We start from the raw sequence: 15697 nt of genomic DNA, 5'->3' as shown, positions 1-15697 counted from the left end.
ATCTGTCTGAAGCGTCTTTGCTTCCTTATGTATACGCCATTGTACACGAAACCTTATCCATAGAGTACAACGCCTTTAATTAATTGTCAATAAAAAAAGGGAATATAGCAGTACGTCATTGTACCTGAAATCTCCTTCAACATTGAAAGACCAGCCCAAAATTCCCAAAAGCACTTCCTCGTGCCATTAATTGGATTAATACAAATATCTTGGGCTGGATTTTCAACACAAGCGTTGTTAAGAAACATCCTGTTTTGCCTCGAAACAGCATGCCCAATAATGAAAAAATGAAAAGACCTGACTTAAAAGCAACCTTGCTTCTTCACAGTGGCGGGACCGTGCCAGATTCTCACTGGCTTCCATTCATATTTTTCATAAAATATTCGTTTAATCTATCTGAAATTTACCATAAGTTTTTTAGAAAAGCAACTGTTTACAATCCATCTTCTTTAATTTTGTGGAAAACTTTTTCGCTTCGTTCATAAAAAACATCAGGTCGTTGTGCTTGAACATTTAAATAGCGAGCCAACGCATAAAAATAATCTGATAAACGATTGGTAAAAATCAATACCTCTTCGTTAATTTTGGCTGTCCAATTTAAACGAACAATGATGCGTTCTGCGCGCCGTGCAATCGTCCGAGCCACATGAACCATACTGGCTGCTGGGGTTCCGCCAGGTAAAATAAAACGATCAATATCTGGTGATTGTGCAGTGTAGAAATCAATCCGCTGTTCTAGCCAATGCACACTTTCCTTTTGTAATTTAAATGGTCGTTGTGCTTCAATCGGTGTTGACAAATCTGTTCCCGCATCAAAAGTAAATGTTGTAAAGCTTCTAGTTCTCCTTTAATTTCTTGATTTTCTTGTGGAAGTTGGCTGATAATATAGCCGACCCAAGAATTCAATTCATCAATCGTTCCATAACTTTCAACTCGATCAGAATCCTTAGCGACGGTTGAGCTGCCGACTAATTTCGTCATTCCCTTATCGCCAGTTTTTGTATAAATTTTCATTCTGCTTCATCCTCCTCTAAATAATCTACTAATTCTTGCAAGCCAATTTTTTCAACAGAAGAAATTTCAAAAATTCTTGTTGCACCCGCACTTTTTAATTGTTGCCGAACAATCTCTAACTGCTGAGAATCTTGTGCTAAATCAATCTTGGTTAAAATACCAATGATTTCTTTCGGGAAAATACTACCAAATCCTGGTGAAAAAACTTGTTGTGTTTCTACAGCACTTTGAACCAAACCAATCACATCTGCTTCTGCCGCTATGACGTTTAACGCATTATAATATTGTCGATGCAAAATAAACTCGCCCGGTGTATCAATCATTTCTGTATGAAATTCCACCGCCTGTGTTTTATCATAAATTAATTCTTTGCCTTGCAGAGCTTGACATAACGTGGTTTTGCCACAACCGATAGCTCCCATTAAAATGATTCGTTTCATCGCTACCTCCATAAAAAAGGAGCCCAAAGCAAGTACCATCACGTACTTAGTCTTGGGCTCCTTTGCCGATTTGTTAAAACACGCCATTGTGTTTCTGATTCTTTGCCTTTATCTTACCTGTTTCCAAAAAACTTGTCAAAATTATTGAATAGTTTCCCAAACTTTATGTTGTTTCTGAAAATAGGAGACAATATCTGTTTCAAAAATTGTTTGTAAAAATTCTTTGGAAGCCAACGTTTGAAAATCACCTTGCGCGGCCACTTTCCCTTGCTTCATAAACACAATTTTTTCACTTAGCGTTAACGCTAAACGGATATCATGAAACACCCCGATTAACGTTTTCCCTTCTTGCGCACTCCACTCATTTAACTGCTGAATCAATTCTTGTTGATACCGAATATCCAAATGATTATTGGGTTCATCCAATAAAATAATTTCTGGATCTTGTACAAATAATTTAGCCAAAAATACTCGTTGTTGTTGTCCTCCTGAAAGCTGATTGACAACTTTATCTTTTAAAGGCAATAAACCCGTGCGTTCTAAATAATAAAGGACTCGTTCTTTTTCTTGTTTAGAAACAATAGGTAAAAAACGTTGTGCTTGTTGTCGATACGCCCCCATCAAAACTGTTTCGTAAACCGTATAATCAAAAGCAACTGTCGTGAATTGACTCATCATCGCTACTTTCGTTGCCAATTCCTTCCGCTTTTGTCCATGAACTTCTTGACCATCAATTAAAACAGAACCACTATAAGGGACAAGTCCGGCAATCGTTTTTAAAAGTGTCGTTTTACCGCAACCATTTGGACCTAAAATACAAGTTTTACTACCTGTCGGAAAAACGAGGGAAATATCTTTTAAAATGGGGGTTTGTTGGAGCGTTACAGCTGTTTCTTTTAATTCAATCATGCAGCAACGCCCCTTTTTTTAAAGTAAATATACAAGAAGAATGGCGCTCCGATCAAGGCTGTTACGGCCCCGATGGGAATTTCTCTTGGTGATAAAATCGTGCGGGCAATTGTGTCCCCTAGTACCATGATGGTCCCACCTAAGATTGCTGAACCGGGAATCAGCCAGCGATGAGTCGCCCCTAGATAGCGACGGACAATATGTGGTGCTATTAAATCAACAAAACCAATCACACCGACAAATGAAACCGCACTTCCTGCTAGTAAACTAGCCAAAAGAATAATGCGTAGTTTTGCTGTTTTGACTTCTACTCCCGCTAACATCGCATGTTCTTCTCCTAAACCGAGAACATCCAATGCGTTGGCATCAAACCAAAGAAACAGACTACTGACAAGCAAGATTGGACAATAAATAGCAATTTTTTGCCAATTACTGCCAGAAAAACTACCCATTTGCCAAAAGACTAATTGTTTCAAATAATCTTGGAAAAGTGCTGTAATCAACGTCAAAATAGCACCGACAAACAAGGTCATAATCATTCCTACTAAAACAACTGTTTGATTGGACATTTGACTATCCATTGTTTGCGTAAATAACAAAACTAAAAAGACCGTTGCTAAGCCAAAGATAAAACCAGTTAAAGGCAATAAAAACGCCCCTAAGATCGAAGCAGTTACTCCAGTTACCATGATTAACGCAGCGCCTAAGGATGCTCCCGCTGATACGCCCAAAGTATATGAAGAAGCTAAAGGATTACCTAAGAGTGATTGCATCACCGTGCCACTTACTGCTAAGCCTGCGCCCACGAGATAGGCCATCACGACACGCGGTAACCGTACATTCCAGATGATTCCCTCTAAAATCCCGTCTTCTGAAACCGTCTTTTTCACTAAAATTTGAAGCAAATCCGTTAACGAAATCTGAACACTTCCAATTTTAATACCCAAAAAGAGCATGCTCATACTGATCAAGAGCATCAGTATGAGACACGTTTTTTTACTCATCTTTTAAATCCTTGTATTCCTCTGGATAAACAGCTTTTGCCATTTGTTTTAATGCTTTGGTAATGTGGTTATTTGGTAAAGAGCTAGACATGTTATCGATTTCGAAAACTTCTTTGTTTTGAACTGCAGGAACGCTTTCCCAGTTTTTACGAGCTAAAATTTCTTTGGCGGGATCTTTCATATAGTTAACATTGGTTAAAATGACTTCTGGTTTTGCAGCAATGGCCGCTTCTTCTGTCACTGGTAACCAGCCTTTTTCATTTGCCAAAACATTTTTTGCCCCAATTGTTTCAATCATTTCATTTAAAAATGTCCCATTACCAAAACTATAAATGTCTGGTAAGGCAGCCACTTCAAACAAAACAGTTTTTGGTTTTTTAATAGTTTTCCCAATTTTGGCTACTTCGTCGATTTCTTGATCCATTGTTTTGATTAACTTTTGTCCTTTTTCATGTTCAGATAAGCTATCCGCGATGAATTGGACGTCTTCTTTGATTGCTTTGATACTTGTACTAGTGGGGATATTAACGACTGTAATTCCAGCATCTTCCACTTGCTTCCAAACACTTTCTGAGCTAGCTAAATTGATGTCATTCACATAAACAATTTGTGGTTTCAAGGCAATCAATTTTTCTGCATCGACAGCCATCATATCCATTTGTGGTAATTTTTTTAAATCAGTCATCATTGTACTACTTTGAGTATCAACTGCGATTAATTGGTCGGTTTTACCTAAGTCTTCAATCACTTCTGTTGTTGATGGTACTAGGGAAATAATTTTGGTTGCTTCTTTGGGTAAAGTAATTTCTTTGCCGCTACGGTCTTTGGTTGGTAACGTTACTTCTGTTTTTTCAGAAGAGGTAGTTGCTTTCTTTTCCTGTTTGCCACATCCTGCTAAGCCAAGTGTTGCTACTAAACCTAAAGTCATCATTGTTAAAGTAAATTTTTTCATTTTTTCATCCTCGCATTCGTCTATTTTATTTTGGGGAAAATTTTCTGAAATGAACCTCCTTTGTCTCAACGTCAAAACAATACAAAAAAACCACTTTTTTCTCCAATAGAAAAAAAGCAGTCACTTAACTATGCTAATGATATACTCAGCCAGTTATCTTCAAAGCCCCTTCTTTTTCCTACAAAAGAATGATTAGACTTATCAAGCCGGTATCCTGACTTAGCTTCTTCTTACTCCCAATCCTTCCAGAATAATCTGTGGTCTTATTGGTTTCATCCACCATACAGTAGGTAGGTCTGTAGAGGATTCGCACCTCTTTCCCTGACACTTCATAAGTACATATATATTGTATCTTCGTTGATAACTAATTTTCAAACCAGTGATTAGACGTCTTTGTCTAATGACACACATTTATTATAACGGTTATCAACCATTTGTCAACGCTTCCTCAAGCAAAAGAAAAACTTTTCTTGTTTTAGTTATTAGACGTTGTTCCGTTTTTCTATTCATGATAAAATAAATCCTAGTTTGAATAAGAAAGAGGTTAACTTGATGAAAATCGTCATTTTGTTACTTGTTGCCTATTTATTAGGTTCGATTCCCTCAGGTGTTTGGATTGGTAAACTTTTCTTTAAAAAAGATATACGCCAATTTGGGAGTGGGAATACAGGAACAACCAATACATTTCGTGTCTTAGGGAAACCTGCCGGAATTACGGTATTATTAATGGATATCTTGAAAGGAACGTTAGCCACTTCATTACCCTATTTGTTTGGTTTACAAGGCGTGAATCCGCTCTTCTTTGGGGTAGCAGCTGTTTTAGGGCATACCTTCCCTATTTTTGCCAATTTCAAAGGTGGTAAAGCCGTAGCCACTAGCGCTGGCATGTTATTAGCATACAGCCCCACATTTTTTATTTATTCTGCTCTTATTTTTGTGATTTGTCTGTATCTAACCAGTATGGTGAGTTTAACAAGTATGATTAGCGCTGTACTAATTACACTTTCTACTATTATTTTGCCTTTCACTGTTCCAGCTATTTTACCAACATTTAACTGGTTATTAACCGTGATTGCGATTGCTTTGACTACTTTTATCTTTGTCCGTCATCGTGAAAACATTCAGCGAATTAAAAATGGAACAGAAAGTCGCCTTTCTTTTGGCTTACGTGCAAAAAAATAAAGAAAAAGGCTGTGAACAAATAATGTTCACAGCCTTTTTCTTTATTTTACACTAATCATATACTGTGTTTTAAATAGTTCGTTAGCTGGTAACTTATTGATGCCAAATTTTTCAGCAAGTTGGCCAGTTGCATCGACAGCATCAGCAATCCCGCACCAAGGTTCGATACAGACAAAAGGTGCTTCTTTCGGTGTCGGTGACCAAATCCCCACAAAAGGCATTTCTGGATAACTCAAAGTGACTTGATGGTCACTTTCGTCTGTGGCAATTGTAATCGCTGTTTGACCTTTTGTTTCAAAAATCATTGCATCATTTTCAAATAATTGATGCGTTAAGTCAAAGCTGGTATTCGTTTGGGCTAGCGTTTTATTCGCTAAATCAATCAACGGGCCTGCTAAGGGAATTTGTGTCCGTGATTTTTTAGGTGAAAAACTTAGATAATAATCTTCAAACGTTAGTGAAGATTCTAAAGGTACATTAAAGGCTGGATGACCACCAATCCCAAAATACATCTCTTCTTTCCCTGTATTTTCTACTTGGTAGTTTACAGTCAATTCTTGGTGTTCTAATGTATAAGTAATCACTAGTTCAAAATCAAAAGGATACTTCTTCTTGGTTTCTTTTGTTGATTTTAGTGAAAAAGAAACTTCTTCTCCACCTTTTTCAATCACATCAAATACTTGATCACGAGCAAAACCATGTTGAGTTAAATGATACGCTTGATTTTGGTACATATACGTATCTTCTTTTAGACGACCGACAATCGGAAAAAGTACGGGCGCATGGCGGGCCCAAAATTCAGGATTTCCTTGCCAAATATATTCAATGCCGGTTTCTTTTGATTGTAAACTTACTAATTCTGCTCCTTCTTCAGCAAATGTTGCGATTAGAAATTCATTTTCAATTTGTACAGTCATTGCGTTGTCCTCCTAGTTGATACGAGCAATTGCTTATTTTTCCAACTCTTTAATAAATTGTTGATTTAACACTTTTAAATAAGTCCCTTTCATACCAAGAGAACGTGATTCAATAATTCCAGCTGATTCTAATTTTCTTAAGGCATTCACAATTACGGAACGAGTAATGCCTATTTCGTCTGCAATACTTGAAGCAGTTAAACGACCTTCTTCGCCATCTAAGGCTTCAAAAATGGCGTGGACGGCTTTTAATTCACTATATGAAAGAGTGTTGATGGCCATTTGCACGGCAGTCGCACTGCGAACTTCTGCTTCAATTGTTCTGGATTGATGATACAAAATTTGCATGCCGACAACGGTCGCACTATATTCAGCTAACACTAAATCATCCTCGTTAAAGGATTTTTCAACACGCGCTAAAATAATCGTACCCAAGCGTTTGCCAGCACCGTACAAAGGCACAATAGTGGTTAACCCAAACGGATACAGCTCTCGTGATTCAAAAGGAAATGCAGTTAAATCACTATCTATTGGAATATTGGCTTCGGTTACTTTGAGCATATCCACGGCCTCGGTGTATCCTTGAGGAAATTTTTTCTCTTTAAACATATTTTTGATACGGGTATTATTAACATCTAATTTTTCAGTATACCCCAACAAATCCCCTGAACTGCTAATAATATACGCATTACTTTCTAAAATATCCCCTAAAATCATTGCCATTTTGTTGTACGGAAGTTCTGCTTGTACGTCAAACAGATTGTTTTTTTGCAAAAGCTCGTTCACTTGACGTGTTTTTTCTAATAATGTAGCCATCTTTTCTCCTCCAGCCTTTTTTATAAGATGTAACGACTTAAATCTTCATTTTGAACAATGTCATTCAATTTTTCATTGACATATGCTTCGGTAATCGTAATTTCACCCATTTGCATATCTGGTGCTTCATATAATAAATCTTCTAATAAACGTTCTAAAATTGTGTGTAAACGACGCGCCCCAATATTATCTGTATCACGGTTTACATCATAAGCGATGTGTGCTAACCGTTCAATTGCTTCTTTGGTAAAGATGACTGAAACATTTTCTGTGCCAATTAATGCTACATATTGTTTAATTAAAGCATTGTTTGGCTCAGTTAAGATACTTACGAAGTCATCCGCCGTTAAATCATCTAATTCAACTCGAATTGGGAAGCGGCCTTGTAATTCTGGAATCAAGTCACTTGGTTTTGACAAGTGGAAAGCACCTGAAGCGATAAATAAAATGTGATCCGTTTGTAAAGGACCATACTTCGTGTTAACTTGGGAGCCTTCAACAATCGGCAAAATGTCTCTTTGTACTCCTTCACGAGAGACTTCGCCCGAATTTTGTTGGCTTTTAGAGGTGATTTTATCAATCTCATCGATAAAAATAATTCCGCTTGATTCAGCTAAACGAATCGCTTCACTATGAATATCAGCATCATTGACAATTTTTGCTGATTCTTCTTTCACTAATAATTCTTGTGCTTCTTTCACCGTTACAGTACGTTCGATTTTTTTCTTTGGTGACAGAGCGCCTAACGTTTCATTTAAGTCGATGCCCATTTGTTCTAGGCCATTGTTCATAGCTGGCATCGTTTTCTTCGGTTCTTCAATTTCAATTGTTACTTCACGATTATCTAATAGACCTTTTTCCAGCTGTTCCAAAATTGTTCGGCGATTCGCTCGAATATCTTCCGTTACTTCTTCTTGTGCTTCTTGCTGTTGCTGAGCCATGTTAAACATGTTCATCATTTGTTCAAATTGATTACCGCCAGCCTGTTTTTGTTCTTTTTTAATTCCAGGCACTAATACTTTGACTAAACGTTGATTGGCCTTTTTTAACGCTTGCGCATACACGCGACTGTATTGTTGTTTTTCAACAATTTGGATCGCATTTTCTACTAAATCCCGCACCATTGATTCGACATCCCGACCGACATAGCCTACTTCTGTAAATTTGGTTGCTTCAACTTTTACAAAAGGCGCATTGACAATTTTTGCGAGACGACGAGCAATCTCAGTTTTACCAACACCTGTTGGTCCAATCATTAGTAAGTTTTTAGGCGTAATATCTTGTTGCATATTTTCTTCTAATTGCAAGCGACGATAGCGGTTACGTAAAGCTACCGCCACTGATTTTTTGGCAGCTTGCTGTCCAACAATATATTGATCTAGTTCTTTGACTATTTCTTTTGGTGTTTTGTTTAATTCATTCATGGATTTTCCCTCGCTTATAATTCTTCTACAATGATATTATGATTCGTAAATACACAGATATCTGCAGCAATATTTAAGGCATTTTTAGCAATCTCTTTCGCTGGCATTTCTTTATCACCAAAGTTTTTCATGGCTCTTGCAGCGGACAAAGCAAAATTACCGCCAGAACCAATTGCTAAAATACCATCGTCTGGTGTGATGACTTCCCCAGTTCCTGAAACTAAGAGCATTTCTTCCTTATTCATCACAATCAGCATAGCTTCTAATTTTTGCATAGACTGTTGTGTCCGCCACTCTTGGGCTAACTCAACCGCAGCTCTCGTTAAGTTTCCGTTGTATTCATTTAATTTTCCTTCAAACTTTTCTTCTAATGTAAAGGCATCTGCCACACTTCCTGCAAAACCGACAACGACTTCATCATTGTAAATACGGCGCACTTTTTTGGCCGTACCTTTCATAACGACAGATTCCCCCATTGTTACTTGGCCGTCACCAGCCATTGCAAATTTTCCATCTTTTTCGACTGCACAAATTGTTGTAGAGTGAAATTGTGATTCAACCATTATTGTTCCTCCTAGACGTTTACCTCCATTATGCACGAGGATGAAACGTTCGATAATTTTTTTGTAAACTTTCTTTTGTCACATGCGCATATATCTGAGTTGTTGATAAATTAGCATGTCCTAATAATTCTTGAACTGTCCGCATATCGGCGCCATTATTTAATAAGTGTGTCGCAAATGTATGGCGTAACATGTGGGGATGAATTTCCGCATTTAATGAACTTTTTTTAATTAGTTGGTTTAAGACATATTCAATCCCTGTTGGCGTGATTTGTTCACCATGATGATTAACAAAGACATACGGATGCTTTTTTTGATATTTTGTCATTAATAGCGCGCGGCCATTCTCTAAGTAATCCTTTAAGGCGTCTTGTGCAAATGAACCAAAAGGCACATAACGGTCTTTATTTCCTTTTCCGTGAACCAATAAAACAGAAGCTTGAAAGTCAACTGCGTCCACCGTTAAGTTCGCACATTCACTGACCCGAATACCAGTCCCATACAGAACTTCTAGTAATGCTTGATTTCTCAAATCAAGCGGTTGCTCCCCTTGTGCGCTCTCAAATAATGCATCCATTTCTTTTTCATAAAAAAAACGGGGCAACCGTAACTGTTTCTTTTTCATATGAACATAGGAAAAAGGATTTTCTTGGATTGCTTCATTTTTTAATAAGAATTGATAAAAAGAACGCAAACTGGCAATTTTTCGACTAATCGAATTGCGGCTATATTTCTGATCATATAATTCGCTCAAATAAGCCCGAACATCCAAATGTTCCACAGTCAAATAATTGTCATTACCTGAAGTCTTTAAAAACGAAAAAAAATGTTGTATATCTTCTTGATATGCTTTTTTTGTTTTTTCTGAATAGCCTCTTTCGACAATAAGATAACGAGCAAATAACTCAGGCCAATTCTTTTCTTCCATGTGATAGCCCTCCTCATTCGATTACAAAGTAACTTTAGCATAACCTTTTTCAAAAGACAATTAAGTTGTCAGAATTTAATCAATATTTCTAAATATGTTCACAATTTTAACTATTCTTTAGCTTTTGTTATTTTTTTCTAAAAATTAAAAGACTGAGTATCATCGCATTTCTTAGCAATGATGCTCGGTCTTTTCTCATATTTTTTCTAATTTAGTCTAAAGATTGGATAACTTGAGCTTGGACATCTAAGGCCCGATTAGCAATTGCTTCATAGCGTTCTTTTTTGTCACGAATTCGTTCAGGTAACTCTGGGAAAAGCCCAAAGTTTGCATTCATTGGTTGGAAATGTTTGCCTTCTGCATGTGTAATATAATAAGCCATACTTCCTAAAGTCGTTTCGCGAGGGAATTCAATCGGCTCTTCCCCTTTGGCAAGACGAGCTGCGTTAATACCTGCGAGTAAACCACTTGCCGCGCTTTCAACATATCCTTCAACACCAGTCATTTGTCCAGCAAAAAACAGATCGTCACGTTTTTTTGATTGGTAGGTTGGTTTTAGCAACTCTGGAGAATTCATAAAACTATTACGGTGCATGACGCCATAGCGAACAAATTCAGCATTTTCTAATCCCGGAATCATACGGAATACTCGTTTTTGTTCACCCCATTTTAAATGCGTTTGGAAACCAACAATATTGTATAAAGAAGCTGCAGCATTGTCTTGACGTAATTGAATTACAGCATAAGGGCGTTTACCTGTTTTAGGGTCTTCTAGTCCGACAGGTTTCATTGGGCCAAACAACATGGTTTTAATGCCACGTTGCGCCATTACTTCGATGGGCATACAGCCTTCGAAAAACTTCTCTTTTTCAAACGTGCGTAAAGGAACCACTTCTGCATTGACTAGTGCTTCATGAAAAGCATTGAATTCTTCTTCAGTCATCGGACAGTTTAAGTAAGCCGCTTCGCCCTTGTTATAACGAGATTTTAAATAAACTTTATCCATGTCAATTGTTGATTTATCAATAATTGGTGCTGCTGCATCGTAAAAATAAAAGCCTTCAGAACCATTAAATTCTTGAATTTTTTGAGATAAGCTTTCAGAGGTTAAGGGCCCCGTTGCAATAATTACAATCCCTTCTGGAATATCGGTGATCTCTTCATTTTTGATTGTAATTAATGGATGACTTTTAATTTTTTCAGTGATTGTTTCAGAAAAAGAATCACGGTCAACTGCTAAGGCGCCGCCAGCTGGTACAGCGGTTTGATCTGCACTACCAATAATGATTGAATTTAAACGGCGCATTTCTTCTTTCAAAACACCTACCGCATTGGTTAAACTATTTCCACGTAATGAATTAGAACAAACTAACTCTGCAAAATTTTCTGTTTGATGCGCTGGTGTCTTTTTGACAGGGCGCATTTCATATAAATCAACTGGTACGCCAGCATTGGCCACTTGCCATGCCGCTTCACTTCCGGCTAAACCGGCACCAATAATTGTGACTTTTTTTGTCATGTATAAAAATTCCTTTCTATGTCAAGAAGTTAAGAGCTGTCTCTTACAAACTCAATTCATTTTACTAAAAGAGAAGACCGAAGTAAATTCTTCGGTCTCAATTTTTCTTATTTTTGGACGTTTTCTTCATAATCGCCATTGATACAAACGACTTGTTTGCCGCCTTTAACTTTTTTCTCTACTAAATATTGCCCACATTTTGGACATGGTCGGCCTACTGGTTTGTCCCAAGAAGTGAAGTCACACTCTGGGTACCGACTACAGCCATAGAAAATCCGATTTTTCTTTGATTTCCGTTCAATAACTTGTCCTTCGTGACACACAGGACAAGTCACGCCAATTTCTTTGACAATCGCTTTTGTATTCCGACAATCTGGGAAATTACTACATGCATAAAATTTCCCGTAGCGACCCAGCTTAATCACCATTGGATGTCCACATAGTTCGCAGTCAAAACCTGCTGGTTCATCTTTAATTTGGATTTTTTCAATCTTTTCTTCGGCATTTGTTAATTCTTTTTCGAAGGGCTTGTAGAAACGATCGACAACTTCAACCCATTTTTCTTGACCTTCACCGACTTTATCTAAGTCCGTTTCCATTGTCGCTGTAAAATGTGTATCGACAATTTGTGGGAAAAACTCTGAAACTAGGGAATTCACAATTTCACCTAATTCCGTTGGTTCAAACCGTTTATTGGTTAGCTTCACGTAATAACGCCGTTGAATGGTTTCTAATGTTGGCGCATACGTTGATGGTCGGCCCACACCATTTTCTTCTAAAGTCCGGATTAACGTGGCTTCACTAAAACGAGCCGGTGGTTGAGTAAAGTGTTGTTTCGGTTCGATATCGACCGATTTAACAACGTCACCTTCCACTAATTCAGGTAAAATATTTTCCTTGTCTTCTTTACCATCATCGCGTCCTTCAACATATACTTGCATAAACCCTTTAAATTTCACTTTGGAGCCATTGGCAATAAACGTTACGCCGTTTTGTTGAAGCGTGACCTTCATGGTATCTAAAATCGCTGGTGTCATTTGACTAGCTACAAAGCGCGACCAAATAAGAGTATATAATTTTAATTGATCTTTATCTAAATACTTCTTCATTTCATCAGGTGTTCTTAAAACGCTTGACGGACGAACCGCTTCATGGGCATCTTGTGCACCTTGCGTATTTTTTGCTTTGCGGCCGCCATGTGCTGAGAACTCATCTCCGTAGGTCTTTTCAATGAATTCAGCAGCTTCTGCTTTGGCGGAATCGGCAATTCTGGTTGAGTCTGTACGCATGTAGGTAATCAGCCCCACAGTGCCTTGTTTCCCTAAAGCAATTCCCTCATACAATTGTTGCGCAACCATCATGGTTTTACGGGTACGGAAATTTAATTTACGTGCCGCTTCTTGTTGTAAACTACTGGTTGTAAAAGGTAATGCAGGATTACGTTTCCGTTCTTTTTTCTCAACTTTTGTAACATCGTAATCTTTACCGTCAATTCGAGAAGTGATTTCTTTCACCGCTTCTGCATTTGGTAATTTTTTCTTTTTACCATCTACGCCCCAGAAATTTGCTTTGAATTTCTTGCGACCTTTTTGGAAATTCCCATCAATGCTCCAATATTCTTCAGGTTTAAATTCTCGAATTTCATTTTCTCGATCAATAATCATTTTTAAAGCAACAGATTGCACACGACCAGCACTCAAACCTTTTTTGACTTTACGCCATAAAATAGGACTAATCGAGTATCCAACTAAACGGTCTAAAATGCGCCGTGCTTGTTGTGCATCAACTAAATCAACGTTGATGGTTCTAGGTTCTTTAAATGCCGCTTTTACCGCTTCTTTAGTGATCTCATTGAATACCACACGGTTTTTATCTTTTAAATCAAGGCCAAGAAGATAAGCTAAATGCCAAGCAATTGCTTCACCTTCTCGGTCCGGATCGGCTGCGAGATAGACTTTTTCAGCTTTTTTTGCAGCCGCTTTTAAACTTTTGATGACATCGCCTTTTCCGCGAATCGAAATATAATGAGGTTCATAATTATTTTCAATATCAATCCCCATTTTACTTTTTGGTAAATCGCGAATGTGACCAACACTGGCAACCACCTTGTAGTTTCTTCCTAGATATTTTTCAATTGTTTTGGCTTTGGCAGGTGATTCTACAATCACGAGATACTTATAGGCCATTCAATTAGCTCCTTTCGTGTTCGCTTTCCTACTATATAATATATGTAAAAAACGCACAAATCGTAATACATCATATGCTATATAGAATAGGTTTGTCAAGACTAGGCTTTCTAACATTTCTGTCATTTCTGTTTGACTGTCCGAATTTATAAATAAAAAATGCCTATGATTTATAGATTTTATCCTAAAGCATTAAAATACCCAAAACATTCCAAATAAAATGAGTCAAGACAGCAGCTTCAAAGCGACCCGTGCGTAGATAGACCCAACTTAACGCTAAACCCATGCCCCAATAAATAATAAAACTACCTATATCTGTGGGCGTGTGCACAAGTGCAAATAAAATAGAAGAAACGAGTATGCCTATTTTTGAAGCTGGCTTGAAAAACGCTTGAATCCCGACACGAAAAATTCCCTCTTCGAAAATTGGCCCAATCACACCTGCAAAAATAAGTATAAGCCCTTTAGGAATGGCTTGGACAATTTCTTCAACACTTTGTTGGTTAGAGGTCGTCTCTAGTCCTTCCAGACGTAATAAGAAATCACCAAGTATTCCCACACAAAAGATTATCACCAAACCTAACAAGACCACTGGCAAGGTTTCTTTGATTCCTAAAAAAGTCCAAGTTATGAGCTTTTTCTTTTTCAAAAAAGCAACAAATAGATAGACGAAATAGGCACCAAGTCCAACAGCCACTAATCCACTAACAAAGCGAAACCAAAAATTTTCTGTAGAAAATTGAACAAGTGAGACCATCATCAAAGGAATTTGATCCAAAATCAAAAAGCCCAGTAGCTGCATACCAAACAACCATCTTTTTCTAACAACCGTTTCCATTTAGACACTCCTAACTAACAACCAAAAGATTAAAATCTGATTAAATAGTACCGAAGTGAACGTAGGTTGTCAATTCACAATTAGTAAAAGTCACAATTCTTCACAAATATCATCAATTGTCTGAACACATTTAGCGCCGTCCTGAATTAATTCATGGCAGCCTGTTGAAAAAGACTGGAAAATACTTCCCGGTACGGCAAATACCTCGCGCCCGTAATCCATCGCCGCTTGTGCAGTAATTAAAGAGCCACTATTCTTACGAGCTTCCATCACGCAGACCCCTAAAGATAATCCAGCAATAATGCGATTACGTGCAGGAAAATGATATTTTTTCGGCCCACTCCCATTCACATATTCTGTTAAAACAAGCTGATTCTGCTTCATAGTTTGCTGTAATTCTTTCTTTTCATACGGATAATATACATCTAATCCAGTGCCTAAAATTCCAATTGTCTGACCCCCGTTCTGGATGGCCATCTCATGGCTACGACTATCAATGCCTTTGGCAAGTCCACTGACGATTGTGAATCCTTCTTTGACTATTTTAGGAACCAGAGCTTCAGTCACTCTTAACCCATACGAAGTGGCATAGCGAGCGCCGACGATGCCAATTTTCCTTCTGCTTAACAATTGTAAATTTCCTCTATAAAAAAGAATTGCTGGTGGATTATAAATTTCTCGTAATAATTTAGGATAGACGGCATCTAAAATTGTCATAAATTGGTGTTGGCATTGTCGTATATATAACGCTTCACTATGAATCGTATGGTGTAACCAAGATTGTTCAAATAATTCACGATATTTCTTGATTTCAGCGATTCTAATAATTTCTGTACTGGAAAAATCAACACGCTTTTGTGCGATAGCTTCTTGTAACACTTTTAAGATACCTAAATTGCCAATTCCTTGGCATACCGCTAATTTAAATAATAATTGTCGTTGTAAAATTTCCAACAAAAAACACCTCTTTCACATCTTCTTAAAATAAGAATACGTAAAAAAAGT

The 15697-nt window shown here is 37.5% G+C and carries 14 protein-coding genes, 1 pseudogene and 2 riboswitches; of the genes and pseudogenes, 1 reads left to right on the top strand and 14 read right to left on the bottom strand.

Annotated elements, in window-relative coordinates; genetic code table 11:
• Positions 1 to 239: 239 nt before the first annotated feature.
• Positions 240 to 389, bottom strand: a riboswitch (adenosylcobalamin (AdoCbl) riboswitch).
• 44 nt (positions 390 to 433) lie between these two features.
• The 5 genes and pseudogenes from IGK86_RS07560 to IGK86_RS07540 all read right to left on the bottom strand — a co-directional run bounded on the left by IGK86_RS07560 (position 434) and on the right by IGK86_RS07540 (position 4388).
• Positions 434 to 1014, bottom strand: a pseudogene (locus tag IGK86_RS07560) (cob(I)yrinic acid a,c-diamide adenosyltransferase).
• A complete protein-coding gene (locus IGK86_RS07555) occupies positions 1011 to 1454 on the bottom strand; it encodes a EutP/PduV family microcompartment system protein (protein ID WP_438742268.1) in 444 nt (147 codons plus the stop codon). The pseudogene IGK86_RS07560 and the gene IGK86_RS07555 overlap by 4 nt, the downstream one beginning before the upstream one ends.
• 141 nt (positions 1455 to 1595) lie before the next feature.
• Positions 1596 to 2363, bottom strand: coding sequence for an ABC transporter ATP-binding protein (locus tag IGK86_RS07550; RefSeq protein ID WP_002365688.1), 768 nt, complete (start codon positions 2361 to 2363; stop codon positions 1596 to 1598).
• Positions 2360 to 3367: a FecCD family ABC transporter permease gene (locus IGK86_RS07545; protein WP_002360246.1), complete on the bottom strand. Its 1008-nt coding sequence runs from the start codon at positions 3365 to 3367 to the stop codon at positions 2360 to 2362. Before IGK86_RS07545 ends, IGK86_RS07550 begins: the two co-directional genes overlap by 4 nt.
• Complete coding sequence (locus IGK86_RS07540; RefSeq protein ID WP_002382345.1) at positions 3360 to 4388, bottom strand: ABC transporter substrate-binding protein; 1029 nt, start codon at positions 4386 to 4388, stop codon at positions 3360 to 3362. Before IGK86_RS07540 ends, IGK86_RS07545 begins: the two co-directional genes overlap by 8 nt.
• 118 nt (positions 4389 to 4506) lie before the next feature.
• Positions 4507 to 4666: riboswitch (cobalamin riboswitch) on the bottom strand.
• Positions 4667 to 4871: 205 nt separating this feature from the next.
• On the opposite strand from IGK86_RS07540, the gene plsY reads away from it, so the two are divergent.
• Entirely contained in the window at positions 4872 to 5501 is a 630-nt protein-coding gene (gene plsY / locus IGK86_RS07535) for a glycerol-3-phosphate 1-O-acyltransferase PlsY (protein ID WP_002360243.1), read from the top strand.
• 41 nt (positions 5502 to 5542) lie between these two features.
• Here the strand turns inward: plsY and IGK86_RS07530 are convergent, their stop codons facing one another.
• From IGK86_RS07530 to dprA, 9 genes are all read right to left on the bottom strand, one after another.
• Positions 5543 to 6418, bottom strand: a complete 876-nt coding sequence (locus IGK86_RS07530) for an aldose 1-epimerase family protein (protein ID WP_016617360.1) — start codon at positions 6416 to 6418, stop codon at positions 5543 to 5545.
• Positions 6419 to 6451: 33 nt separating this feature from the next.
• Positions 6452 to 7234 carry a GTP-sensing pleiotropic transcriptional regulator CodY gene (codY, locus tag IGK86_RS07525; RefSeq protein WP_002408465.1) on the bottom strand — a complete coding sequence of 261 codons (783 nt, stop codon included), beginning with the start codon at positions 7232 to 7234 and terminating at the stop codon, positions 6452 to 6454.
• A gap of 20 nt (positions 7235 to 7254) precedes the next feature.
• Positions 7255 to 8658: an ATP-dependent protease ATPase subunit HslU gene (gene hslU, locus IGK86_RS07520; RefSeq protein ID WP_002366731.1), complete on the bottom strand. Its 1404-nt coding sequence runs from the start codon at positions 8656 to 8658 to the stop codon at positions 7255 to 7257.
• 14 nt (positions 8659 to 8672) lie between these two features.
• Entirely contained in the window at positions 8673 to 9221 is a 549-nt protein-coding gene (gene hslV / locus IGK86_RS07515) for an HslVU peptidase proteolytic subunit (RefSeq protein ID WP_002357489.1), read from the bottom strand.
• 28 nt (positions 9222 to 9249) lie between these two features.
• Positions 9250 to 10149 carry a tyrosine recombinase XerC gene (gene xerC / locus IGK86_RS07510; RefSeq protein ID WP_016617359.1) on the bottom strand — a complete coding sequence of 300 codons (900 nt, stop codon included), beginning with the start codon at positions 10147 to 10149 and terminating at the stop codon, positions 9250 to 9252.
• Between the two features lie 211 nt (positions 10150 to 10360).
• The gene (gene trmFO / locus IGK86_RS07505) at positions 10361 to 11668 is read right to left on the bottom strand and encodes an FADH(2)-oxidizing methylenetetrahydrofolate--tRNA-(uracil(54)-C(5))-methyltransferase TrmFO (RefSeq protein WP_002357486.1); all 1308 of its coding nucleotides are present in this window, start codon (positions 11666 to 11668) and stop codon (positions 10361 to 10363) included.
• A 107-nt stretch (positions 11669 to 11775) separates the two neighbouring features.
• Positions 11776 to 13854: a type I DNA topoisomerase gene (topA, locus tag IGK86_RS07500; protein WP_002357484.1), complete on the bottom strand. Its 2079-nt coding sequence runs from the start codon at positions 13852 to 13854 to the stop codon at positions 11776 to 11778.
• 184 nt (positions 13855 to 14038) lie between these two features.
• On the bottom strand, positions 14039 to 14692 hold the full coding sequence (locus IGK86_RS07495; protein ID WP_016617358.1) for a CPBP family intramembrane glutamic endopeptidase: 654 nt from the start codon (positions 14690 to 14692) through the stop codon (positions 14039 to 14041).
• 90 nt (positions 14693 to 14782) lie between these two features.
• Positions 14783 to 15646: a DNA-processing protein DprA gene (gene dprA, locus IGK86_RS07490; protein WP_002382350.1), complete on the bottom strand. Its 864-nt coding sequence runs from the start codon at positions 15644 to 15646 to the stop codon at positions 14783 to 14785.
• Positions 15647 to 15697: the final 51 nt, after the last annotated feature.

This window comes from Enterococcus sp. DIV1206 (genome assembly GCF_051712485.1).
Lineage (GTDB): Bacteria > Bacillota > Bacilli > Lactobacillales > Enterococcaceae > Enterococcus > Enterococcus faecalis.
The sequence above is the reverse complement of the archived record's forward strand: the minus strand, read 5'-3'. Positions and strand labels throughout refer to the sequence as shown.

Excerpts from the sequence above, each read along its gene's own strand:
- IGK86_RS07555 (WP_438742268.1), bottom strand. The coding sequence starts at position 1,454 with ATGAAACGAATCATTTTAATGGGAGCTATCGGTTGTGGCAAAACCACG.
- IGK86_RS07550 (WP_002365688.1), bottom strand. The coding sequence starts at position 2,363 with ATGATTGAATTAAAAGAAACAGCTGTAACGCTCCAACAAACCCCCATT.
- IGK86_RS07545 (WP_002360246.1), bottom strand. The coding sequence starts at position 3,367 with ATGAGTAAAAAAACGTGTCTCATACTGATGCTCTTGATCAGTATGAGC.
- plsY (WP_002360243.1), top strand. The coding sequence starts at position 4,872 with ATGAAAATCGTCATTTTGTTACTTGTTGCCTATTTATTAGGTTCGATT.
- IGK86_RS07530 (WP_016617360.1), bottom strand. The coding sequence starts at position 6,418 with ATGACTGTACAAATTGAAAATGAATTTCTAATCGCAACATTTGCTGAA.
- codY (WP_002408465.1), bottom strand. The coding sequence starts at position 7,234 with ATGGCTACATTATTAGAAAAAACACGTCAAGTGAACGAGCTTTTGCAA.
- hslU (WP_002366731.1), bottom strand. The coding sequence starts at position 8,658 with ATGAATGAATTAAACAAAACACCAAAAGAAATAGTCAAAGAACTAGAT.
- hslV (WP_002357489.1), bottom strand. The coding sequence starts at position 9,221 with ATGGTTGAATCACAATTTCACTCTACAACAATTTGTGCAGTCGAAAAA.
- xerC (WP_016617359.1), bottom strand. The coding sequence starts at position 10,149 with ATGGAAGAAAAGAATTGGCCTGAGTTATTTGCTCGTTATCTTATTGTC.
- trmFO (WP_002357486.1), bottom strand. The coding sequence starts at position 11,668 with ATGACAAAAAAAGTCACAATTATTGGTGCCGGTTTAGCCGGAAGTGAA.
- topA (WP_002357484.1), bottom strand. The coding sequence starts at position 13,854 with ATGGCCTATAAGTATCTCGTGATTGTAGAATCACCTGCCAAAGCCAAA.
- IGK86_RS07495 (WP_016617358.1), bottom strand. The coding sequence starts at position 14,692 with ATGGAAACGGTTGTTAGAAAAAGATGGTTGTTTGGTATGCAGCTACTG.